Raw genomic sequence first — 21,038 nt, forward strand, 5'->3', positions numbered from 1 at the left:
GTAACGGATTTGATTCCGCAAGTCAAACGAAAGCGAGGCGGTGCTGCGGCTGAAGGCAGGAGAATTGTCGCACCGTCTGGCACCGGCCGCCCTGTGGCACGAAGTGATTGGGAGAGGTTTCCATGCCCCTGCCCGCTTCGACCATCGATAGAACCCCGACCGACACCCCCTGGCACGCCCGCAGCGCCGAGGACGCCGCCGCCCTGCTCGCCAGCCCACCGGACGGCCTGAGCGACGACGAGGCCGCGGCGCGGCGCGCCCGCTACGGCCCCAACCGCCTGACGCCGCCGAAAAGCCGGCCGGCCTGGCTGCGCTTCCTCAAGCAGTTCGACGATATCCTGATCTACGTGCTGCTGGCGTCGTGTGCGATGGCGGTGCTGCTCGGGCATTGGACGGACGCCGGGGTGATCGCCGGTGTGGTGGTGATCAACGCCCTGATCGGCTTCGTGCAGGAGGGCAAGGCGGAGCAGGCGCTGGCCGCCATCCGCGGCATGTTGTCGCCGCAGGCTGTCGTGCTGCGCGGCGGCGAGGCCGTCACCCTGCCCGCCGAGGACCTCGTGCCCGGCGACCGCGTGCTGCTGGCCCCGGGCGACCGCGTGCCCGCCGACCTGCGCCTGGAGCGCGCCAAGGGGCTGCGCGTGCAGGAAGCGGCGCTGACCGGCGAGTCCGTACCCTCCACCAAGCACCCTGCCCCGGTCGCCGCCGACGCGGCGCTGGGCGACCGCGCCGGTATGGCCTACGCCGGCACGCTGGTGGCGCAGGGCCAGGGCCAGGGCGTCGTAGTGGCGACCGGCGACGCCACGGAGATCGGCCGCATCGGCCATCTGCTCGCCTCGATGGAGACGCTGACCACGCCCTTGCTGGCGCAGATGGCGGTGTTCGGGCGCTGGCTGACCGTGCTGATCCTGGTGCTGGCCGCCGCCACCTTCGCCTGGGGCATCCTGGTGCAGGGCGAGCCGTGGCAGGACATGGTGCTGGCCGCCGTCAGCCTCGCCGTCGCCGCCATCCCCGAGGGACTGCCGGCGGTGATGACCATTACGCTGGCGGTCGGCGTCACCCGCATGGCCCGGCGCAACGCCATCATCCGTCATCTGCCGGCGGTGGAAACCCTGGGCTCGGTGGGCGTCATCTGTTCCGACAAGACCGGCACGCTGACCCGCAACGAGTTGACCGTGCAGACGGTGGTCACCGCCGACGCGACCTATGGGGTGGACGGCAGCGGCTACCGGCCGGAGGGCGGAGTTTGCCGTGACGGCACCGCCATCGACCCGGCGCAGGAGCCGGTGCTGGCGGAACTGGCCCGCGCGGCGCTGCTGTGCAACGACGCGGCGCTGCACCGCGACCCCGAAGGGGACTGGCGCCTGACCGGCGACCCCACGGACGGGGCGCTGCTGACGCTGGCGATGAAGGCGGGCCTGGACCCAGCGGCCGAACTCGGCCGCTGCCCGCGCACCGACGCCGTGCCCTTCGAGTCCGAGCAGCAGTTCATGGCGACGCTGCACCACGACCACCACGGCCACGCCATGATCCTGCTGAAGGGCGCGCCGGAGCGGGTGATCGCCCGTTGCGACAGCGAGCGCCGCGCCGATGGCCCTGCCCCCATCGACCGTGAGCGTTGGATCGTCCGCGCCGCCGAACTGGGGGGCGGGGGCCAGCGGGTGCTTGCTCTTGCGGTCCGGTGCTCGCCGCTCAGCCTGGGTGAGTTGAACCTGGAGGATCTGGAGGAAGGGCTGACGCTGCTCGGCCTGTGCGGGCTGATCGACCCGCCGCGGGAGGAAGCGTTGCACGCCGTGAAGGCCTGCCAAGCCGCCGGCATCACGGTGAAGATGATCACCGGCGACCACGCGGCCACCGCGGAGGCCATTGGCCGGACGTTCGGGCTGCAAGGCGGCGTGGTCACCGGCCCCGAGCTGGACCGTATGGACGAGACCGCCTTCGCGGCGGCGGCGGAGGCCAGCGGCGTCTTCGCCCGCACCACGCCCGAGCACAAGCTGCGCCTCGTCAAAGCCTTGCAGGCCGCCGGGCGTTCCGTGGCGATGACCGGCGACGGCGTCAACGACGCGCCGGCCCTCAAGCGCGCCGACGTCGGTGTCGCCATGGGCCGCAACGGCACCGAGGCCGCCAAGGAAGCGGCGAGCATGGTGCTGGCCGACGACAACTTCGCCTCCATCGTCCACGCGATCGAGGAGGGGCGCACGGTCTACGACAATCTGCGCAAGACGATCCTGTTCCTGCTGCCGACCAACGGCGCGCAGGCGCTGGTGATCCTGGCGGCGGTGCTCAGCGGCTCGACTCTGCCGATCACCGCGGTGCAGATCCTGTGGGTCAACATGGTGACGGCGGTGACGCTGGGTCTGGCACTGGCCTTCGAGCCGCCCGAGCCCGGCGTCATGGCGCGCCCGCCCCGCCCGCCCGCCGAACCGATCCTGGCGCGCTTCCTGGTGATGCGCATGCTGCTGGTGATGGCGCTGCTGGTGGCGGCGAGCTTCGGCTTCTTCCACGCCCACCTGATCCACGGCGACCGCGTGGAGGTGGCGCGCACCGTGGCGGTCAACGCGCTGGTGGTCGGCGAGATCTTCTTCCTGCTGAACGCCCGCGCCATCCTGGCGCCGGTGCTGAGCCTGCGCGCCCTGTTCGGCAGCCGCCCGGTGTGGGTGTCCATCGCGTTGATGGCGCTGCTGCAACTGGCGTTCACCTACGCCCCGCCGATGCAGGCGCTGTTCGGCACCGCGGCGGTGGGCTGGCCGGAATGGGCGGCGATGGCCGGCGCGGGTGTGGGGATTTTCCTGGTCGTCGAGGCGGAGAAGGCCTGGACAAGGCGGCGTGTCTTCCCTCTCCCGTCCCGGGAGAGGGAGGGGCCCGCTCGCAGAGCGGGAGGGTGAGGGCAAATCCAAGGATCCTTGCTCTATCCTCGCCCGGCCGCTACGCGGCCACCCTCTCCCGGGGCGGGAGAGGGTATTAAAACGGCTTCACGATCACGAAGATGACGATGCCGATCATCAGCAGCGTCGGCACCTCGTTCCAGATTCGGAAGAACTTCTGTGGCCGGGTGTTGCGGTCCGCCTCGAAATCCTTGCGCCAACGCGCCATCAGCATGTGCGACACCGTCAGCCCAACGACGAAAAGCAGCTTGGCGTGCAGCCAGCCGCCTTGCCGGAACAGCGACGGATCGATGGCGATCATGCTGATCCCGAACACCCAGGCCGCGATCATCGCCGGATTCATGATGGCGCGCAGCAGGCGCCGCTCCATGACTTTGAAGGTCTCCGACGCCTCCGACCCCGGCGTCGCGGCGGTGTGGTAGACGTAGAGCCGCGGCAGGTACAGCAGACCCGCCATCCAGGCGATGATGCTGATGACGTGCAGCGCCTTGACCCAAAGATACGTCACCGGCCCCCTCCCCCTTTGTCTCGCGAAGCTCTGGCTTAACTAGCGCGTTGCGGGCAGCCGGGAAAGCCCGATGGACACAGCCGCCCTTCGGTCTGCGAGCACATGAAGCGGTCGCAGCCCATGGTCTGCCGCACCAGCCGCACCAGCCCGCCGATGAACGCCGGCGAGGTGCCCACCGTCGGCACGCGGGCGAAGTGCGGCACGCCCTCGCGCTCGGCCATGTGGCGGTATTCGATCTCGATCTCGACCAGCGTCTCGGAATGCTCCGACACGAAGGCGATCGGCACGACGAGGATCGGCACCTTGTCCTGGCCGGCCCGGCGGATCTCGGCGTCGGTGGACGGGCCGATCCATTCCAGCGGGCCGACGCGGCTCTGGTAGCAGTTCAGCCAGTCGAGATTCGGGATGTCCAGCGCGTCGGCGACGGCCGCCGCGGTGCGCTCGCACTGCCACTGGTACGGGTCGCCACCGGCGATCACCCGCTTGGGCAGCCCGTGCGCCGAGAACAGCACGCGCGGCGTCCCGTGCTTGGCCGCCTCGTCGTAAGCGGCGCGGACGTTGTCGGCGATGCCGGCGATGAAGCCGGGCTCGGTCGGGTAGCAGCACACCACCCGCGTCTCGGCCTTCAGCCCCACCGTCTCCGCCGCCTCGCGCCAGACGCGCAGGCTGGACGCGGTCGTCGTCGTCGACCATTGCGGGTAGAGGGGCAGCAGGATCACCAGATCCGGCGCGAACTCCTTCACCGCCGCGGCGGTCTCGGTGCTCATCGGGTGCCAGTAGCGCATGGCGACGAAGCTGCGCACCTCACCGTCGCCGGCAAGCGCCTCCTGCAACGCCGCCGCCTGCGCCTGGGTGTTCTCCAGCAGCGGCGACTTGCCGCCGATCAGCCCGTAGATCTCCCGCGCCGGCTTCTCACGCCGCCGGGCGATGAAATTCGCCAGCAGGAAGCGGAACGGCGTCGGCAACCCGATGATCGCCGGGTCGTAGAACAGGTTGAACAGGAACGGCCGGATGGCGTCGGGCGCGTCCGGACCGCCGAGGTTGAACAGAACCACGGCGGTCCGTTTTGGGGCGGAGCGTTCGGGTGTGGGCATCCTACCCCCGCCCCGGCCACGCCTTGATCTGCCTGGACAGCTGGGCCACGTGCTCCGGCGGGGTCTGCTGGGTGATGCCGTGGCCGAGGTTGAAGACGAACGGCCGGCCGGCCAGCGCCTCGAGGATCTCGTCCACCGCCTTGCGTTGGGCGTCGCCGCCCGCCACCAGCATGATCGGGTCGAGGTTACCCTGCACCGGCAGCCGCGGCTGCAACGTCCGCGCCGCCCACACCGGCGGCACCGTGGTGTCGAGCCCGACGGCGTCGACGCCGCTCTCGCCGACGTAATCCTCGTACAGCAGCCCGGCGCCGCGCGGGAAGCCGATCACCGGCGTGTTCGGGTGCTTGGCCTTGATGAGCGCGACAATGCGCCGCGTCGGCTCGATGACGTAGCGGCGGAAGGCGCCCACCGGCAGCACGCCGGCCCAACTGTCGAACAGCTGCACCACCTCGGCTCCCGCATCGATCTGCGCGATCAGGTAATCGGCGGTCACCTCGACCAGCAGGTCGATCAGCGCGCCGAACCCGACCGGGTCGCTGTAGGCCCAGGTCTTGATGTGGGCGAATTCCTTGCTGCCGCCGCCCTCCACCATGTAGGTGGCGACCGTCCACGGCGAACCCGCAAAGCCGATCAGCGTCACCTCCGGCGGCAGCGCCTTCGACAGGCGGCGGACCGTCTCGTAGACCGGCGCCAGCCGCTCGTGGAATTTCTCGCGCGACAGCCGCTTCATCGCCTCGGCGCTGCGGACGGGACCGAGCTTCGGCCCCTCGCCTTCCAGATAGTCCAGTGGCTGGCCCAGCGCGTGCGGCACCACCAGGATGTCCGAGAACAGGATCGCCGCGTCCATGCCATAGCGGCGGATCGGCTGGAGCGTCACCTCGGTGGCGAATTCCGGGTTGTAGCACAGGTCGAGGAACGACCCCGCCTTGGCGCGCAGCTCCCGGTACTCCGGCAGATAACGGCCGGCTTGGCGCATCAGCCAGAACGGCGGTGATTGGCAGGCCTCGCCCTTGAGCGTGGCAAGCATGGGCTTACGAACGTCCGGCACCGATAGCTATCCCTTCGCAAAGCGGGTCGTCACTCATCACCTCTATCTAACTATGATTCTTATTGAAAGAGAAGGTAGAGGGTGTGGATGCCTGTGGATAACGGTGATCCCGGCTGACCCCGGATTCATCCACAGGCCCGGCGGAGCGAAAAACACCCTGGGGGCCATGGTGTGGAGGACTAAGGTACGACTCCGCGCGACCGCCGGGAAACGCTGGCACTGGAACACTGGGAGTCCTGGGGATAAAGTGTCGCTCCGGGACCGGCTGTTCCCATCTTCCGAACCGGTCGGCCGAGTTGTCCCGGTGGGTGCCGAACAGGGGGCGGGGAGTCCGCGGACGGGGATGGAATGGACCGTGGACCGATGTCCACAGGTTTGCGCCCAGTTCTCCACAGAATGTTGGGGATGATGAAAGAATTTCACCTACACCTGGTTTCCGACGCGACCGGTGAGACGATCAACAGCGTCGCGCGCGCCTGCGTGATCCAGTTCGACCAGGTGCGGCCCATCGAGCACTTCTGGAACCTCGTGCGCACCGAGCGCCAGCTCGAACTGGTGCTGGAGGCGGTCCGCGCCAACCCCGGCCTCGTCATGTTCACGCTGGTGGACGAGGGGCTGCGCCGCAAGTTGCAGGATTTCTGCCGCGAGTTGCAGGTGCCCTGCATCCCCGTGCTCGATCCCCTGATCAACGCGCTGGCCGCCTACCTCGGCCTGGAGTCGCAGCGCCAGCCCGGACGCCAGCACGCGCTGGACGCCGAGTATTTCGGCCGCATGGACGCCATGGAATTCGCCCTGTCGCACGACGACGGCCAGTCCGGCTGGGATCTGCACGAGGCGGACGTGGTGCTGATGGGCGTCTCGCGCACGTCGAAGACGCCGACCTGCATCTATCTGGCGAACCGCGGCGTCAAGGCGGCCAACATCCCCATCGTGCCCGGCTGCCCCCTGCCGCCGGAGCTGGCGAAACTGACCCGTCCGCTGATGGTCGGTCTGACCAAGGACCCCGACCGCCTGATCCAGATCCGCCGCAACCGGCTGAAGCTGCTGAACCAGGGCGAGACCTCGACCTACGTCGATCCCGAGATCGTCCGGCAAGAGGTCACCGAGGCGCGCCGCATGTTCAGCCGCAACGGCTGGCCGGTGATTGACGTGTCGCGCCGCTCCATCGAGGAGACCGCGGCCGAGATCATGATGCTGCTGGCCCGGCGCCAAGCGGGCGGCGGCTCGTGAGCGCGCTGATCCTCGCCTCGGCCTCGCGCGCCCGCGCGGCGATGCTGGAGCGCGCCGGGGTGTCGGTGACCTGTGACCCGGCGGGTATCGACGAGGAGGCGATCAAGCACGAATGCCGCGCGGCCGGCGCCAGCGTCGAGGCGACCGCCGATATTCTGGCCGAGCGCAAGGCGCACGCCGTCTCGCTGCGCCACCCCGGCGCGCTGGTGCTTGGCGCCGACCAGATGCTGGAGTGCGACGGGGCGTGGTTCGACAAGCCCGAGGACCGGGCGCGCGCCGCGGCTCACCTCGCCATCCTGCGGGGCCGCACCCACCGGCTGGTCAGCGCCGCCGTGGTGGTGCGCGACGGCACCCGGCTGTGGGAGACGGTGGACGCCGCCGCCCTGACCATGCGGCCGCTCAGTGACGCCTTCCTGGAAACCTATCTCGACCGGGCCGGCGACGACGTGCTGCGCTCGGTCGGCGTCTACCATCTGGAAGGTTTGGGCGCGCAGCTGTTCGAACGGGTCGAGGGCGACTTTTTCACCATCCTCGGGCTGCCGTTGCTGCCCGTCCTCGGCTTCCTGCGCGACCACGGGGTTCTTACGGCATGATCATCAGCGGCAAGGCCAAGCTGGCCGGCGTCATGGGCTGGCCGGTCGGGCATTCGCGCTCGCCGCGCCTGCACGGCTTCTGGCTGGAGCAGTACGGGGTGGACGGCGCCTACGTACCGCTGGCGGTGCCGCCCGAGCGCGCGGCCGAGGCGATCCGTGCCCTGCCCGCTCTGGGCTTCCGCGGCTGCAACGTCACCGTCCCGCACAAGGAGGTCGCCGCCGCGACGGTGGACCGGCTGGACGACAGCGCCCGCCGCGCCGGTGCGGTGAACACCATCGTCGTGCTGGACGACGGCACGCTGGAAGGCCGCAACACCGACGGCTTCGGTTTCCTGGAGAACCTCAAGGCCGGCGCGCCGGGCTGGACCGCGAGCGCCGGGCCAGCGGTGGTGCTCGGGGCCGGCGGCGCGGCGCGCGCCATCGTCGCCGCGTTGATCGACGACGGCGCGCCGGAGGTCCGGCTGGTCAACCGCACCCGCGAGCGGGCCGAGCGGCTGGCGTCCGACCTCGGTACCGGCGTGCGTGTCGCCGATTGGGTTTCACGTGAAACACTGTTGGCCGACGCCGCCCTGGTGGTGAACACCACGACGCAGGGCATGCACGGCCAGCCTCCGCTGGACCTCGACCTCACGCACCTTGCCGCCGACGCCGTGGTGACCGACATCGTCTACACGCCGCTGATGACTCCCTTGTTGGAGGCCGCGCAGGCGCGCGGCAACCGGGTGGTGGACGGCATCGGCATGCTGCTGCACCAGGCGCGCCCCGGCTTCGCCGCATGGTTCGGCGTCGAGCCGGAGGTGACCGAGGAACTGCGGCGGTTCGTGTTGGGCATCTGACATGGTGATCCTCGGCCTCACCGGCTCCATCGGCATGGGCAAGAGCACCGCGGCGCGGATGCTGAAGCGCATGGGCGTCCCCGTCTGCGACTCCGACGCCGTCGTCCACCGGCTGCTTGCCAAGGGCGGCGCTGCGGTCACGGCTATCGACGCGGCTTTCCCCGGCGTGGTGGTGAACGGAGCGGTGGACCGCCGGGCGCTGGGCGCCGCCGTGTTCGGCAACCCGGCCGCCCTCAAGATTCTGGAGGCCATCCTGCACCCGCGCGTTCAGGCCGCGCAACGCGCCTTCCTGCACCAAGCCGCCCGACGCGGCGTGCGGGTGGCCTGCCTGGACATTCCCCTGCTGTTCGAGACCGGCGGCCAGCGCCGGGTGGACCATACCATCGTCGTGACCGCCCCCTTCGCCGTGCAGAAAGCCCGCGTGCTGGCGCGGCCGGGCATGACGCCGGAGAAGTTCGCGGGTATCCTGCTGCGCCAGATGCCCGACGCGGAGAAGCGCCGGCGTGCCGATTTCGTCGTCAACACCGGCGACGGCCGTCGAGCAACGCGAAGGGCTCTGCGAGAAATAATTACCAAAGCGAAACGGATTCCGGCGCGGCACTGGCCGCCGCGCGGGTTCTATCCCGGAGACAGCATTCATGGCTGAGACCGTGCGCGAGATCGTCCTCGACACCGAGACCACCGGCTTCAAGCCCGACGAGGGCCACCGGCTGGTGGAAATCGGCTGTGTCGAGCTGATCAACCACGTGGCGACGGGCGGCAAGTTCCACGTCTACATCAACCCCATGCGCCCGGTGCCGCCGGAGGCCAGCGCGGTGCACGGCCTGACCGACGAGTTCCTCGCCGACAAGCCGCTGTTCACCGAGGTCGTGGCTGAGTTCCTGGAGTTCATCGGCGATTCGCCGCTGGTCATCCACAACGCCGCGTTCGACATGGCCTTCCTGAACGCCGAGTTGAAGTGGGCCGGATTCCCGGCGCTGAAGAACACGGCGCTCGACACGCTGATGATGGTGCGCCAGCGCTTCCCCGGCTCACCGGCGACCCTCGACGCGCTTTGCAAACGCTTCGGCATCGACAACTCCAGCCGCACTTTCCACGGCGCGCTGCTCGACGCCCAGTTGCTGGGCGAGGTCTATCTGGAGCTGATGGGCGGCCGGCAGGCCGGCCTTGCGCTGGCCGGCGGCCCGACAGGCAAGAGCGGCGGAACGCACATCGCCATCGAGCGGCCCTATCGCGAGGCCCGTGTGCACCTGCCCAGCGAGGCGGAACTGGCCGCGCATGCAGAGATGGTCGGGAAGATCAAGAACGCGGTGTGGGCGGAGGAGTAGGATACAAAAGCCCTCCCCCAGCGGGGCTGGGGGAGGGCTTCAGGGCTTCAGGGAATCAACACCGTAGACCCCGTCGTCTGCCGCGACTCCAGCGCCCGGTGCGCCTGCTCCGCGTCCCGCAGCGGATAACTCTGCCGCACCTCGATCGTCACCCCGCCCGCGTGCACCACCTCGAACAGGTCCGCCGCGCTCGACATCAGATCGTCGCGCTTGGCGACGTACGTGAACAGCGTCGGGCGCGTCACGTACAGCGACCCCTTGGTCGCCAGGACGCCCAGGTCCAGCGGCGGCACCGGCCCCGACGCCGCGCCGAACAGCACCATGAAGCCGCGTGGCCGCAGGCAATCCAGGCTCTGCATGAACGTTGTCTTGCCGACGCCGTCATAGACCACCGGAACCCCCTGCCCGCCGGTGATCTCCTTGACCCGCGCCACGAAATCCTCGCGGGTGTAGATGATCGGATGGTCGCAGCCGTGCGCCCTGGCAAGGTCCGCCTTCTCGTCGCTGCTGACCGTGCCGATCACCGTGGCGCCCAGATGCTTGGCCCACTGGCAGAGGATCAGCCCGACCGCCCCGGCCGCCGCGTGCACCAGGATGGTCTCGCCCGGCTGCACCCGGTAGGTGGAGCGCAGCAGATACTGCGCCGTCATGCCTTGCAGCATCATGCCGGCGGCCTGCTCCTCGGTGATCCAGCTCGGCAGCGGCACCAGCCGCTCGGCCGGCATGACGCGGGCCTGGGTGTAGGCGCCGACGCCCGGCGCGTAGGCGACGCGGTCGCCGGCCTTCAGCTCGGTGACGTTCGGCCCGACCGCCTCGACCACGCCGGCCGCCGCCGCGCCGATGATGGCCGGGAGCTGCGGCAGCTTGTAGGCGCCGGTCCGGTGGTAGGTGTCGATGTAGTTCAGGCCGACCGCCGTCTGCTTCAGCCGGACCTCGCCGGGGCCGGGGTCGCCGACCTGGACCTCCTCCCAGCGCATGACCTCGGGGCCGCCGTACTCGTGGATGCGGATCGCGTGAACCATGTGACTCCCTTCCCTCGATGTCCGTTTCTTACGAAAGCACCAGCGCCATGCGCCGCTCGTGGCCGAGCAGCCACGCCTTCGTCTCGACCCCGCCCAGGCCCGAATAGCCGCCGGACGTCCCGCCGCCGCCGACCACCCGGTGGCACGGGATGAGGATCGGCAGCGGGTTGCGCCCACAGGCCCCGCCGACCGCCCGCGCCGCCGAGCCCAGCTGTTGCGCCATGGCGCCATAGGTCAGCGTCTCGCCATAGGGGATGCGCGTCATCAGCTCCCACACCCGCTGCTGGAACGCCGTCCCGGCCGGCCGCATGGGCAAATCGAACACGCTCCGCCGTCCGGCGAAATAGTCGCCGAGCTGCCGGGCCGCCTCGTCCAGCACCGCGTCCGCCCCCTCGGTTGGCCCGTCGCGCCAGTCCAGCGCGGTCAGCGCCCCGCCGGTGCTGCTGAGGGTCAGAGGGCCGAGCGGGCTTGGAATGGTCAGGCTGGGCATGGCGGTCACCGGTCGAGGAGCTGAGCGAGAGCGTGCGGATCGGTGACCGGCGGCGAGCAGGTCATACCGGCGCAGACGTAGGCGGTGGCGGCGTCGCCGATGGCGCCCTTGCCGTGCGCCGGATGGCTGGGCGGCAGGTCCGCGCCCGGCGGCACGAACGTCAGCACCCGGTTCGGCAGCGAGCGGTCGAGCACCACCCGGCGCATGGCGTGCGTCTCGGCCGCGTCGCCGACCAGCACCACCTGCACCGGATCGTGCACCAGCTCGACCATGTTCAGCAAGGTCGCCAGCGGGAAGAAGTTGCGCGACAGCTCACCGGAGAAGGCGGTGACGATGGCCTCGGCGCGCTGCCGGTAGGCATCCTCCCCGGTCAGCAGGTGCAGGCGCGCCAGCACGCCGGCCATGGTGCCGTTGCCGCTCGGCGTGGCGGCGTCGTAGGCGCTCTTGGTGCGGAGGATCAGGTCGCTGGCGTCGTCGGCGGTGAAGAAATAGCCCCCCGCCCCCCGGTCCCAATAATGCTTGTCGACCACCGCGACCCACGCCCGCGCCTGCTCCATCGCCGCCGTGTCGCCGGTCGCCTCGTGCAGCGCCAGCGCGGCGCGCGCCATGTTGGCATAGTCGTCCAGCGTGGCGGCGTGCTTGAGCTGCCCGGCCCGGAAGCTGTGCCCCAACCGCCCGTCTTTGGTCATGCGGTCGCGCACGAAGGTGAAGGCACGATGGGCGGCGGCGATCCACGCCGGCTCCTCGAACACCATGCCGGCGTTGGCCAGCGCCGCGATCATCAGCCCGTTCCAGTCCGCCAGGACCTTGTCGTCCCAGCCCGGCCGGACCCGCGCCTTGCGCGCCTCGAACAGCACGCGCCTCAGTTCGGCCAGTTTGATCTCCGTCTCCAGGTCGGCCATCTCCAGCGGGTGCAGCCGGTTGAGGATCGTCGCTCCCTCGAAGTTGCCCTGCGCCGTCACCCCGTACCAGCGCTTGAACAGCGCCGAATCCGTTCCCAGCAGATCGTCGATCTCCGCCGCGTGCCAGACGTAGAACTTGCCTTCCTCGCCCTCGCTGTCGGCGTCCAGCGTGGCCGCGAAGCCGCCGCCCTCGGCGACCATCTCGCGCAGCACCCAGGCGGCGGTCTCGCGCACACGGGCGGCGAACAGCGGCTCACGCGTTTCCTGCCAGACCAGGGTCAGCAGGTCGATGAGCTGCGCGTTGTCGTACAGCATCTTCTCGAAGTGCGGCACCAGCCACGCCTCGTCCACCGAGTAGCGGGCGAAGCCGCCGCCGAGATGGTCGTAGATGCCGCCCTGGCTCATGTGGGTCAGCGTGGTCATCACCGCCTCGCGGCAGGGCGTGTTGCCGCTGCGCTTCCAGGCCCGCCACAGCAGCTCGAAGATGGAAACCTGCGGGAACTTCGGCGCGTGGCCGATGCCGCCGTGCGCGGGGTCCATCTCTCGGACCAGGCGCTCGGCCACCTGATCGAGCATCGCCGGCTCGACGCCCTGCCCCGGCCGGTTCTGGCCGAGCTGGGCCAGCGCGATCTTCAGCGACGTGACGTTGCCGCGGATCTTCTCCGGCTCGCGCCGATACACCGCGTCCACCCCGCGCAGCGCCTCCTCGAACCCCGGCCGGCCATAGCGCGCGGTCGGCGGGAAGTAGGTGCCGCCCCAGAACGGCTCGCCGTCCGGCGTCAGGAACATGGTCAGCGGCCAGCCGCCCTGTTGCCCCAGCAGCGCCAGCGCGTTCTGGTAGATGTGGTCGACGTCCGGCCGCTCCTCGCGATCCACCTTGATGCAGACGAACAGCTCGTTCATCACCGCGGCGATGGCGGGGTTTTCAAAACTCTCGTGCGCCATCACATGGCACCAGTGGCAGGCGGCGTAGCCGACCGACAGCAGGATCGGCTTTCCCTCCGCCCTGGCGCGGGCGAAGGCGTCCGGCCCCCAAGCCATCCAGTGGACGGGATTGTCCTTGTGCTGGAGCAGGTACGGGCTGGTTTCCCGGTCGAGAAGGTTGGCGGACATCGGCGGCTTTCCGGCAGTGCGTCTGCCACTAAGGATGGCGCGGGCGTGGCGTTGCGCCAGGGCTTCCTATCTGTATAGTGAACTGTGGGCCAACCAGAGGACAGGCTCGATGAAAATCACCATAGATGTGGACTGCACGCCGGAGGAGGCCCGAACCTTCCTCGGCCTGCCGGACGTCAAGCCCATGCAGGAAGTTCTGATGCGCGAGGTGCAGGACCGCACCATCGCCGGCCTGCACGCCATGGACCCGGAAACCGCGCTGAAGACGTGGCTGCCGGCCGGCATCCAGGGCTTTGAACAGATCCAGAAGATGTTTTGGACCCAGATGGCCTCGGCCATGGGTGCCGGTGGAGGGGACGGAAAGAAGTGAGCGATCCTAAGCCGTACTTTGAAGCGCATGTTTTCGCCTGCACCAACCGCCGCCCCGACGGGCACAAGCGCGGCAGCTGCGCCGAGAAGGGTTCCGAGAAGCTGCGCGAGTACATGAAAGCCCGCTCCAAGGAGCTGGGCCTTGAGCCGCGCATCCGCATCAATTCAGCCGGCTGCCTCGACCGCTGCGAGTTCGGGCCGACCATGGTCATCTACCCCGAGGGGGTCTGGTACACCTACCACTCCCCGGCCGACGTGGACGAGATCCTGCAAACCCATATCGTCGAGGGCGGCCGGGTCGAGCGCCTGATGCTCCAGCCCGACCAGAGGGAGCTGCGCCCCGAGCAGCGCGCGTAACGTGACCGAAACGATTTTTGCCCTCGCCACCGCCCCCGGCCGCGCCGGTGTGGCGGTGGTTCGCGTTTCGGGTCCGGAAACAGCCAGTGTGCTCAAGGCGTTCACCGGAAACGATACGTTCCGTCCGCGCGTTGCCAGCCTGCGCACGCTGCGCGACCCCCGCACCGCGGAGGCGCTGGACGATGCCCTGGTGCTGTGGTTCCCCGGCCCCCGTAGCTTTACCGGCGAGGACGTGGCCGAGCTTCATCTGCATGGTGGCCGAGCCGTGGTCGCCGGGGTGGTGGAGGCGCTGGGCGCCCTGCCCGGCCTACGCGTCGCCGAGCCCGGCGAGTTCACCCGCCGCGCCTTCGAGAACGGCAAGCTCGACCTCACCGCCGCCGAGGGGCTTGCCGATCTGGTGGACGCCGAAACCAGCGCCCAGCGCCGCCAGGCGCTCCGCCAGATGGAGGGCGCGCTCGGCCACATCTATGAAGGCTGGCGCGAGCGCCTGACCCGCGCGCTGGCGCACATCGAGGCGGACATCGACTTCCCCGACGAGGATCTGCCGACCGGCGTCGCCGACGCCGTGCGCCCGGTGCTGGACTCCCTGGCCGCCGAGATCCGGGCTCACCTGGAGGACGGCCGCCGCGGCGAGCGCCTGCGCGAGGGCCTGCACATCGCCATTGTCGGTGCGCCGAACGCCGGCAAGTCGAGCCTGCTGAACGTCCTGGCCCGCCGCGAGGCGGCCATCGTCTCGGCCCGTGCCGGCACCACCCGCGACGTGATCGAGGTGCATCTGGACCTCGGCGGCTTCCCCGTGGTTCTCGCCGACACCGCCGGCCTGCGCGAAGCGGCGGGTGATGAGATCGAGGAGGAAGGCATCCGCCGCGCCCTCGACCGCGCCGCCCGCGCGGACGTGAAGATCGCGGTGTTCGACGCGACAGCGCCGCTCGACGCGACCACCCGCGGGCTGATCGACGCCGACACGGTGGTGGTGCTGAACAAGACCGATGTAACACCGGCCGGCGACGTGGAGGTGGACGGCGTCCCCGCCCTCCCCGTATCGGCGCGCACCGGCGCCGGGCTGCGTGAGTTGGAGGAGCGTTTGGCGGCGTTTAGTGCCGAGCGCATGGCCGGCACCGGCGCCCCTGCGCTGACCCGCGCCCGCCACCGCGCCGCGCTGGAGGAGTGCCGTGAAGCCCTCTCCCGCGCGCTGACCGCACCGCTGCCGGAACTCGCCGCGGAGGACGTGCGGCTGGCGAGCCGGGCGCTGGGGCGGATCACCGGTCGGGTGGATGTGGAGGATCTGCTGGACGTGATCTTCCGGGACTTCTGCATCGGCAAGTGATGTTTCACGTGAAACACTGACTTTGCGATCAAGCCGTCAAGACCGGGCTTGACCCGGTCATCCACACCGCAGCGCTCCCGCTCCCGCCTCGCCGTGGATGGCCAGGTCTGGGCCCGGTCATGACGTTGGAACAAGGTTAGGGAGGGCTTCTTCCTCTTCCCTTCGACCCCCCTTCTCCCCTATGTTCCCGCCCATGCGGACATTCGATGTCATAGTAGTCGGCGGCGGCCATGCGGGCTGCGAAGCCGCGGCAGCGGCGGCGCGCATGGATGCGCGCACCTTGCTGCTCACCCACAAGATCGAAACCATCGGCGAGATGTCGTGCAACCCAGCCATCGGTGGGTTGGCGAAGGGCCATCTCGTGCGCGAGATCGACGCGCTCGACGGTGTCATGGCGCGCGCCATCGACGCGGGCGGCATCCAGTTCCGCATCCTCAATCGGTCCAAGGGTCCGGCTGTCCGCGGCCCGCGCGCCCAGGCCGACCGCAAGCTGTACCGTCGCGCCATGCAGGCGATCCTCGCCGCGCAGGACAACCTGACCATCGCGGCCGGTGGTGCCGAGGACCTGATCATCGACGCCGACCAGCGCGTCACCGGCGTGGTTACCGGCTCCGGCGAGACGATCCGTGCCGGTGCCGTGGTGCTGACCACCGGCACCTTCCTGCGCGGCCTGATCCACATCGGCGAGGACACCATCCCCGCCGGCCGCGTCGGCGAGGCTCCGGCGCTCGGCCTGTCCGACACGCTGGAGCGGCTCGGCTTCACCCTCGGCCGGCTGAAGACCGGAACGCCGCCGCGGCTCGACGGCAAGACCATCGACTGGGCGGCGCTGGAGAAGCAGCCCGGCGACACCCCGCCCCCGCCCTTCTCCTACCTGACCGACCGCATCGACACGCCGCAGGTCGACTGCGCCATCACCTGGACGACACCGGAAGCGCACGCGCTGATCCGCACCAACCTGCACCGGGCGCCGATGTACTCCGGGCAGATCCAGGGCACCGGGCCGCGCTACTGCCCGTCCATCGAGGACAAGGTGGTCCGCTTCGCCGACAAGGATCGGCACCAGATCTTTCTGGAACCGGAAGGATTGGACGACGACACGGTCTACCCGAACGGCATCTCCACCTCCCTGCCCCGCGACGTGCAGCTCGGCATCCTGGCGAGCATGCCCGGCTTGGAGCGCGCGGTCATGCTGCGCCCCGGCTACGCCATCGAGTACGACTACGTAGACCCGCGCGAGCTGAAGCCGACGCTGGAGACCCGGCGCGCCCCGCGCCTGTTCTTCGCCGGCCAGATCAACGGCACGACCGGCTATGAGGAAGCGGCGGCGCAGGGGCTGATGGCCGGCATCAACGCGGCGCTGGCCGCGAGCGGGTCCGATGAGACCTTCGTGCTCGACCGCGCCGACGCCTACATCGGCGTGCTGATCGACGACCTGATCACCCGCGGCACCAACGAGCCGTACCGCATGTTCACCTCGCGGGCCGAGTACCGGCTGCTGCTGCGCGCCGACAACGCCGACCAACGACTGACGCCGAAGGGACTTGCCGTCGGCTGCGTCGGGTCGCGGCGGCGCGACCTGTTCGGCGCCAAGGAGACGGCGCTGACCGCCGGGCGGGCGCTGATCCGTGCGCTCCAGGCGACCCCGGCCGAGCTGGTGCGGCTGGGCATAGCGGTGAACCAGGACGGGGTGCGCCGCTCGGCCGCCGACCTGCTGCGCTACCCGGACATCGACCTGTCGGTGCTCGCCCGCGTCTGGCCGGATCTCGGCGAGATCCCCTCCGACGTCGGCGAGCAGCTGGAGATCGACGGCAAGTACGCCGGCTACCTCGACCGGCAGGAGGCGGACATCCGCGCTTTCCGCAAGGACGAGGCGCTGGACCTGCCCGACGATCTGGACGTGGACGCCATCGGCAGCCTGTCCACCGAGATTCGCACCAAGCTGCGGCAGGTCCGCCCGGCGACGCTGGGTGCGGCGGCGCGGATTCCCGGCATGACCCCGGCGGCGCTGGTCGCCCTGCTCCGCCATGTGAAGCGACGCGAAGCGAAGGTGGCCTGATGAGCGGGATCGATGCCGAAGGGTTCCAGAAAGCCACCGGTGTTTCACGTGAAACATTGGAGCGTCTGGCCGTCTACGAGGCGCTGCTGAAGAAGTGGCAGAAGACCATCAATCTGGTCGGGCCGAAGACGCTGGACGATGCCTGGGGCCGGCACTTCCTCGATTCGGCACAGCTCTACCCGCTGCTGCCCGAGTCGGCCAAGGTGCTCGTCGATCTCGGCAGCGGCGCCGGCTTTCCGGGGCTGGTGCTGGCCATCATGGGCGTGCCCGCGGTGCACCTGATCGAGAGCGACGTGCGCAAGTGCGCCTTCCTGCGCGAGGCGGCGCGCGCCACCGGCGCCCCGGTCACCGTGCACAACAAGCGGATTGAGGCGGTGCAGGGCCTCCAGGCCGACGTGGTGACCGCTCGCGCCCTGGCGCCGCTCACCGATCTGCTGGGCTGGGCCACGCCGTTCCTTGACGAATCGGGCGTCGCCTTGTTCCTCAAGGGACAAAATGTGGAAGACGAATTGACCAGTACCACCAAATATTGGAAGATGCGCAGCGAACGCTTCGACAGCGTCACCGACCCCAGCGGTTCCATTTTGCGCCTGAGTGGCATCGTCCGTGCCTAAGTCCACGATCCATCCCTTCCCCCGATCACAGGATCACGAGGCCAGCATGACCCCCAGAGATTTTGGCGCGCGTGTCATCGCCATCGCCAACCAGAAGGGCGGCGTCGGCAAGACCACCACCGCCATCAATCTGGCCACTGCCCTCGCCTCCATCGGCAAGCGCGTTCTGGTGATCGACCTCGACCCCCAGGGCAACGCCTCGACCGGCTTGGGCATCGCCCGCGCCAAGCGCAGCGTCGGCATCTACGACGTGCTGTTCGACGGCGTGGCGCTCGACCGGGCTGCCGTCGCCTCGAACGTGCCGAACCTGTGGATCGTCACCTCGTCGGTGGAGCTGTCCGGCGCGGAGATCGAACTGGTCGGCGCCGACCAGCGCGAGTTCCGCCTGCGCGAGGCGGTGGCGCGCAGCGCGCTCGACTACGATTACGTGCTGATCGACTGCCCGCCGGCCCTCGGTCTGCTGACGCTGAACGCGCTGGTGGCGTCCAACGCCGTGCTGGTGCCGTTGCAGTGCGAGTTCTACGCGCTGGAGGGCCTCAGCCACCTCGTGCGGACCATCGAGCGGGTGAAGCGCACCTTCAACCCGGACCTGGACATCCACGGCGTCGTGCTGACCATGTTCGATAAGCGCAACAACCTCTCCGACATGGTCGCCGCGGACGTGCGCGGCTTCTTCGGCGAGAAGGTCTTCGACACGGTGATCCCGCGCAACGTCAAGGTCTCCGAGGCGCCGTCGCACGGCAAGCCGGTGCTGATCTACGACCTGCGCTGCCCCGGTTCCCAGGCTTACATCAATCTGGCGGGCGAAGTGCTGCGCCGTGAAAAGAGGTTGGCGGCGTGATGAACGACGAGCCCAAGCGTTCCGAAGGCAAGCGCAGCAGCCTGGGCCGCGGCCTCTCCGCCCTGTTCGGTGAGGACACCGAGGACTACACCGCGCTCGACAAGGTGCGGCTGTCCAAGATGGTCCCCATCGAGTACCTGCAGCCCGGCCGCTACCAGCCGCGCCGCCGCTTCGACGAGGAGGCCATCAAGGGCCTCGTCGAGTCGGTGCGCGAAAAGGGCGTGTTGCAGCCGCTGCTGGTCCGCCGCGTGCCGAACGGCGCGGTCAACCAGTTCGAGATCATCGCCGGCGAGCGCCGCTGGCGCGCCGCGCAGTTGGCTGGCGTGCCGGAAGTGCCGGTGGTCGTGCGCGAGATGGACGACCGCGAGGCGCTGGAAATCGCGCTGATCGAGAACATCCAGCGCGCCGACCTGACGCCCTTGGAAGAGGCGGACGGCTACCGCCGCCTGATGGACGAGTTCGAGCACACGCAGGAAGATCTGGCGAAGGTGATCGGCAAGAGCCGCAGCCACGTCGCCAACATGATGCGCCTGCTCGCCCTGCCCGACCCGGTCAAGGCCATGGTCAACAACGGCCAGCTCACCGCCGGGCACGCCCGTGCGCTGCTGACCGTCGAGAACCCGGAACTGCTGGCGCACGAGGTCATCAAGCGCGGCCTCAACGTCCGTCAGACCGAAGAGCTGGCGCGCCGCGACGAGGCCCAGCCGAAGCGCCCGGCCAAGGGCGAGGCACCGGCCAAGGACGTCGACCTGCACAACCTCGAAGAGGAGATCTCAGCCCGGATCGGGCTGAAGGTCGCCATCACCCCGCAGGGCAAGCGCGGCTCGGTCACCATCCATTACCAGACGCTGGACCAGCTCGACGACGTGCTGCGCCGGTTGGGCCAAGGCGAGTAACGGTGAGCGCCGAGGCGGTCCACGCCGGACAGGCGGTCTACAGCGGCCTGGTGCTGCGGCTGCTGTACGATGTGGTGGTCCTCGGCGTTTCCAACCCGCTGATCTGGAAGTGCCCGACGGCGCGGTTGCTGGCGCATTACGACGCCAATGTGTCGGGCAACCATCTGGACGTCGGTGTCGGTACGGGGTGGTTCCTCGACCATTGCCGCTTCCCCTGCCCGGCCCCGCGGCTGGCGCTGATGGACCTCAACCCGAACTGCCTGGAGCGGGCCTCGGCCCGCGTCGCCCGCTACGCGCCGGAGACCCACCAGCGCAACGTGCTGGCGGAGATCCCGTTCGACGGGCGGCGCTTCGACTCGGTGGGGATGACTTACCTGCTGCACTGCGTGCCGGGGCCGATGGCGGACAAGGCGGTCGCCTTCGACCATGTCCGGCCGCTGATGAACGACGGCGCCGTGCTGTTCGGTGCCACGCTGGTGCAGGGGTCCGCCCCGCGCTCGGCGGCGGCGCGCCGGCTGATGGAGGTCTACAACCGCCGCGGCGTCTTCTCGAACCGTGACGACACCGTCGAGGCGCTGGACGCTGCGCTGGCCGCCCGCTTCGCGCGGCACGAGGTGGAACTGGTCGGCTGCGCGGCGCTGTTCCGTGCGGTCGTGTGAGCTACGGCAGCACCTTGAACCCGGTCGTGTGGACGTAGAAGCTGCCGAAATCGGTCTCCACCTCGACCTGCATGGGGATAGTGCGGCCATTCACGGGCAGGAACCAGATGGTCGCGGTGCGCTCCTTGCCCTCGACGAAGAAGGCGTTGGGCTTGTCGCGGTCGACCTGGAAGCCGGCCACCGGGTGCAACGCCACCACGCAACGCTGTGCCGGCCCGGCCGCCATGCGGCGCTTGGAGGCTTCCAGCACCGCCGGTCCCGCCGGCTTCATGACGATGTCGTAGCGGCGGCGGCCATCGTAGACCGGGTAGGTCCCGGTGCAGGCCACCGGACCGCCCGCCGTGACGATCACGCCGATGCCGGCGCTCAGCGGATCGACGCTGCCGCGCCGCACGGGTTCGGGGACCAGCGAGGCCTTCTCCGGGTTCATCGGCGGCTCGGCATGCACGGCGACGGTGCCGCCGCTGTAGGTCAGCGTGGTCAGGTCGCGCTTGCTGCGCGTGTTGCGCTCGCCACGGAAGCGCTCGGGCGCCACGGCGGGGTTGGACACCGTGCCAATGGCTTGCGCCTCATAGCGGAAGCTGGTGAGGAGGTTGAACCACGAGGCGCTGGCCGACTCGAGCCGCGCGTCGTAATGCCGGCCGCCGTCCACCGTCAGGTGCAGAACCCCGGTCGCCAGCGGCAGGCCGCCGCCGTACGCTTCGAAGCTCATTTCCCAGGTCTCGGCGCGCGCCGTGCCGGCCCCCGAGAGCAGGACAAAAACCATCGCCGCGGCCGTCCGTGCCGCGCGTGAGCGTGCCAGCATGCGCCTCCCCTTCGTGATCCGCTTCCCGCGATGACCATCGTCCATGTCGGGCTCTGTGCCAAGGC

The 21,038-nt window shown here is 69.6% G+C and carries 21 protein-coding genes; 14 read left to right on the forward strand and 7 right to left on the reverse strand.

The annotated features are described in order from the left end of the window. Window positions 1-122: 122 nt before the first annotated feature. A complete protein-coding gene (locus tag ACSVDD_RS25080; protein WP_448192150.1) occupies window positions 123-2,882 on the forward strand; it encodes an HAD-IC family P-type ATPase in 2,760 nt (919 codons plus the stop codon). Window positions 2,883-2,958: 76 nt separating this feature from the next. On the opposite strand, the gene hemJ is transcribed toward ACSVDD_RS25080, so the two are convergent. From hemJ to hemE, 3 genes are read right to left on the reverse strand one after another with little or no spacing between them, the layout of a single operon-like run. After that, the gene (gene hemJ / locus ACSVDD_RS25085) at window positions 2,959-3,390 is read right to left on the reverse strand and encodes a protoporphyrinogen oxidase HemJ (RefSeq protein ID WP_448192151.1); all 432 of its coding nucleotides are present in this window, start codon (window positions 3,388-3,390) and stop codon (window positions 2,959-2,961) included. A gap of 35 nt (window positions 3,391-3,425) precedes the next feature. Continuing rightward, window positions 3,426-4,484 (reverse strand): ferrochelatase, encoded by a 1,059-nt coding sequence (hemH, locus tag ACSVDD_RS25090; RefSeq protein WP_448192152.1) that lies wholly within the window; start codon window positions 4,482-4,484, stop codon window positions 3,426-3,428. Window position 4,485: 1 nt separating this feature from the next. Next, window positions 4,486-5,511, reverse strand: coding sequence for a uroporphyrinogen decarboxylase (hemE, locus tag ACSVDD_RS25095; protein ID WP_448192205.1), 1,026 nt, complete (start codon window positions 5,509-5,511; stop codon window positions 4,486-4,488). A 429-nt stretch (window positions 5,512-5,940) separates the two neighbouring features. On the opposite strand from hemE, the gene ACSVDD_RS25100 reads away from it, so the two are divergent. From ACSVDD_RS25100 to dnaQ, 5 genes are read left to right on the forward strand one after another with little or no spacing between them, the layout of a single operon-like run. Continuing rightward, window positions 5,941-6,762: a pyruvate, water dikinase regulatory protein gene (locus tag ACSVDD_RS25100; protein WP_448192206.1), complete on the forward strand. Its 822-nt coding sequence runs from the start codon at window positions 5,941-5,943 to the stop codon at window positions 6,760-6,762. Next, window positions 6,759-7,355, forward strand: a complete 597-nt coding sequence (locus ACSVDD_RS25105; protein ID WP_448192153.1) for a Maf family protein — start codon at window positions 6,759-6,761, stop codon at window positions 7,353-7,355. Before ACSVDD_RS25100 ends, ACSVDD_RS25105 begins: the two co-directional genes overlap by 4 nt. Further along, entirely contained in the window at window positions 7,352-8,191 is an 840-nt protein-coding gene (locus tag ACSVDD_RS25110; protein WP_448192154.1) for a shikimate dehydrogenase, read from the forward strand. Before ACSVDD_RS25105 ends, ACSVDD_RS25110 begins: the two co-directional genes overlap by 4 nt. 1 nt (window position 8,192) lies before the next feature. Next, complete coding sequence (coaE, locus tag ACSVDD_RS25115) at window positions 8,193-8,837, forward strand: dephospho-CoA kinase (protein WP_448192155.1); 645 nt, start codon at window positions 8,193-8,195, stop codon at window positions 8,835-8,837. Window positions 8,838-8,841: 4 nt separating this feature from the next. Further along, complete coding sequence (gene dnaQ / locus ACSVDD_RS25120; RefSeq protein WP_448192207.1) at window positions 8,842-9,519, forward strand: DNA polymerase III subunit epsilon; 678 nt, start codon at window positions 8,842-8,844, stop codon at window positions 9,517-9,519. A gap of 47 nt (window positions 9,520-9,566) precedes the next feature. Here the strand turns inward: dnaQ and ACSVDD_RS25125 are convergent, their stop codons facing one another. The 3 genes from ACSVDD_RS25125 to ACSVDD_RS25135 are packed head-to-tail and all read right to left on the reverse strand — an operon-like array spanning window position 9,567 to window position 13,046. Further along, window positions 9,567-10,541: a quinone oxidoreductase family protein gene (locus ACSVDD_RS25125; protein ID WP_448192156.1), complete on the reverse strand. Its 975-nt coding sequence runs from the start codon at window positions 10,539-10,541 to the stop codon at window positions 9,567-9,569. A gap of 28 nt (window positions 10,542-10,569) precedes the next feature. Further along, the gene (locus tag ACSVDD_RS25130) at window positions 10,570-11,031 is read right to left on the reverse strand and encodes a methylated-DNA--[protein]-cysteine S-methyltransferase (RefSeq protein WP_448192157.1); all 462 of its coding nucleotides are present in this window, start codon (window positions 11,029-11,031) and stop codon (window positions 10,570-10,572) included. Between the two features lie 5 nt (window positions 11,032-11,036). Next, window positions 11,037-13,046, reverse strand: coding sequence for a thioredoxin domain-containing protein (locus tag ACSVDD_RS25135; protein ID WP_448192158.1), 2,010 nt, complete (start codon window positions 13,044-13,046; stop codon window positions 11,037-11,039). A gap of 109 nt (window positions 13,047-13,155) precedes the next feature. On the opposite strand from ACSVDD_RS25135, the gene ACSVDD_RS25140 reads away from it, so the two are divergent. From ACSVDD_RS25140 to ACSVDD_RS25175, 8 genes are all read left to right on the forward strand, one after another. Then, window positions 13,156-13,416, forward strand: a complete 261-nt coding sequence (locus ACSVDD_RS25140) for a DUF6489 family protein (RefSeq protein ID WP_448192159.1) — start codon at window positions 13,156-13,158, stop codon at window positions 13,414-13,416. Continuing rightward, window positions 13,413-13,772, forward strand: a complete 360-nt coding sequence (locus ACSVDD_RS25145; protein ID WP_448192160.1) for a (2Fe-2S) ferredoxin domain-containing protein — start codon at window positions 13,413-13,415, stop codon at window positions 13,770-13,772. The genes ACSVDD_RS25140 and ACSVDD_RS25145 overlap by 4 nt, the downstream gene beginning before the upstream one ends. A gap of 1 nt (window position 13,773) precedes the next feature. Further along, on the forward strand, window positions 13,774-15,099 hold the full coding sequence (gene mnmE / locus ACSVDD_RS25150; protein ID WP_448192161.1) for a tRNA uridine-5-carboxymethylaminomethyl(34) synthesis GTPase MnmE: 1,326 nt from the start codon (window positions 13,774-13,776) through the stop codon (window positions 15,097-15,099). Window positions 15,100-15,292: 193 nt separating this feature from the next. Continuing rightward, window positions 15,293-17,158 carry a tRNA uridine-5-carboxymethylaminomethyl(34) synthesis enzyme MnmG gene (gene mnmG, locus ACSVDD_RS25155; RefSeq protein WP_448192162.1) on the forward strand — a complete coding sequence of 622 codons (1,866 nt, stop codon included), beginning with the start codon at window positions 15,293-15,295 and terminating at the stop codon, window positions 17,156-17,158. An 8-nt stretch (window positions 17,159-17,166) separates the two neighbouring features. Further along, complete coding sequence (gene rsmG, locus ACSVDD_RS25160; RefSeq protein WP_448192208.1) at window positions 17,167-17,772, forward strand: 16S rRNA (guanine(527)-N(7))-methyltransferase RsmG; 606 nt, start codon at window positions 17,167-17,169, stop codon at window positions 17,770-17,772. Between the two features lie 46 nt (window positions 17,773-17,818). Next, on the forward strand, window positions 17,819-18,613 hold the full coding sequence (locus ACSVDD_RS25165; RefSeq protein WP_448192163.1) for a ParA family protein: 795 nt from the start codon (window positions 17,819-17,821) through the stop codon (window positions 18,611-18,613). Continuing rightward, window positions 18,613-19,509 (forward strand): ParB/RepB/Spo0J family partition protein, encoded by an 897-nt coding sequence (locus ACSVDD_RS25170; RefSeq protein WP_448192164.1) that lies wholly within the window; start codon window positions 18,613-18,615, stop codon window positions 19,507-19,509. Before ACSVDD_RS25165 ends, ACSVDD_RS25170 begins: the two co-directional genes overlap by 1 nt. Window positions 19,510-19,511: 2 nt before the next feature. Then, window positions 19,512-20,168 (forward strand): class I SAM-dependent methyltransferase, encoded by a 657-nt coding sequence (locus ACSVDD_RS25175; protein ID WP_448192165.1) that lies wholly within the window; start codon window positions 19,512-19,514, stop codon window positions 20,166-20,168. A 1-nt stretch (window position 20,169) separates the two neighbouring features. Here ACSVDD_RS25175 and ACSVDD_RS25180 read toward each other — a convergent pair whose 3' ends face one another. Beyond that, window positions 20,170-20,973: a DUF3108 domain-containing protein gene (locus tag ACSVDD_RS25180; RefSeq protein WP_448192166.1), complete on the reverse strand. Its 804-nt coding sequence runs from the start codon at window positions 20,971-20,973 to the stop codon at window positions 20,170-20,172. Window positions 20,974-21,038: the final 65 nt, after the last annotated feature.

It is taken from the genome of Azospirillum terrae (assembly GCF_053470425.1).

Coding starts and splice junctions, on each gene's coding strand:
- hemH (WP_448192152.1), bottom strand. CDS start 4,484: ATGCCCACACCCGAACGCTCCGCCCCAAAACGGACCGCCGTGGTTCTG.
- ACSVDD_RS25100 (WP_448192206.1), top strand. CDS start 5,941: ATGAAAGAATTTCACCTACACCTGGTTTCCGACGCGACCGGTGAGACG.
- ACSVDD_RS25180 (WP_448192166.1), bottom strand. CDS start 20,973: ATGCTGGCACGCTCACGCGCGGCACGGACGGCCGCGGCGATGGTTTTT.
- ACSVDD_RS25125 (WP_448192156.1), bottom strand. CDS start 10,541: ATGGTTCACGCGATCCGCATCCACGAGTACGGCGGCCCCGAGGTCATG.
- hemE (WP_448192205.1), bottom strand. CDS start 5,511: ATGCTTGCCACGCTCAAGGGCGAGGCCTGCCAATCACCGCCGTTCTGG.
- ACSVDD_RS25110 (WP_448192154.1), top strand. CDS start 7,352: ATGATCATCAGCGGCAAGGCCAAGCTGGCCGGCGTCATGGGCTGGCCG.
- coaE (WP_448192155.1), top strand. CDS start 8,193: ATGGTGATCCTCGGCCTCACCGGCTCCATCGGCATGGGCAAGAGCACC.
- ACSVDD_RS25170 (WP_448192164.1), top strand. CDS start 18,613: ATGAACGACGAGCCCAAGCGTTCCGAAGGCAAGCGCAGCAGCCTGGGC.
- ACSVDD_RS25135 (WP_448192158.1), bottom strand. CDS start 13,046: ATGTCCGCCAACCTTCTCGACCGGGAAACCAGCCCGTACCTGCTCCAG.
- ACSVDD_RS25130 (WP_448192157.1), bottom strand. CDS start 11,031: ATGCCCAGCCTGACCATTCCAAGCCCGCTCGGCCCTCTGACCCTCAGC.
- ACSVDD_RS25080 (WP_448192150.1), top strand. CDS start 123: ATGCCCCTGCCCGCTTCGACCATCGATAGAACCCCGACCGACACCCCC.
- ACSVDD_RS25140 (WP_448192159.1), top strand. CDS start 13,156: ATGAAAATCACCATAGATGTGGACTGCACGCCGGAGGAGGCCCGAACC.
- mnmG (WP_448192162.1), top strand. CDS start 15,293: ATGCGGACATTCGATGTCATAGTAGTCGGCGGCGGCCATGCGGGCTGC.
- ACSVDD_RS25165 (WP_448192163.1), top strand. CDS start 17,819: ATGACCCCCAGAGATTTTGGCGCGCGTGTCATCGCCATCGCCAACCAG.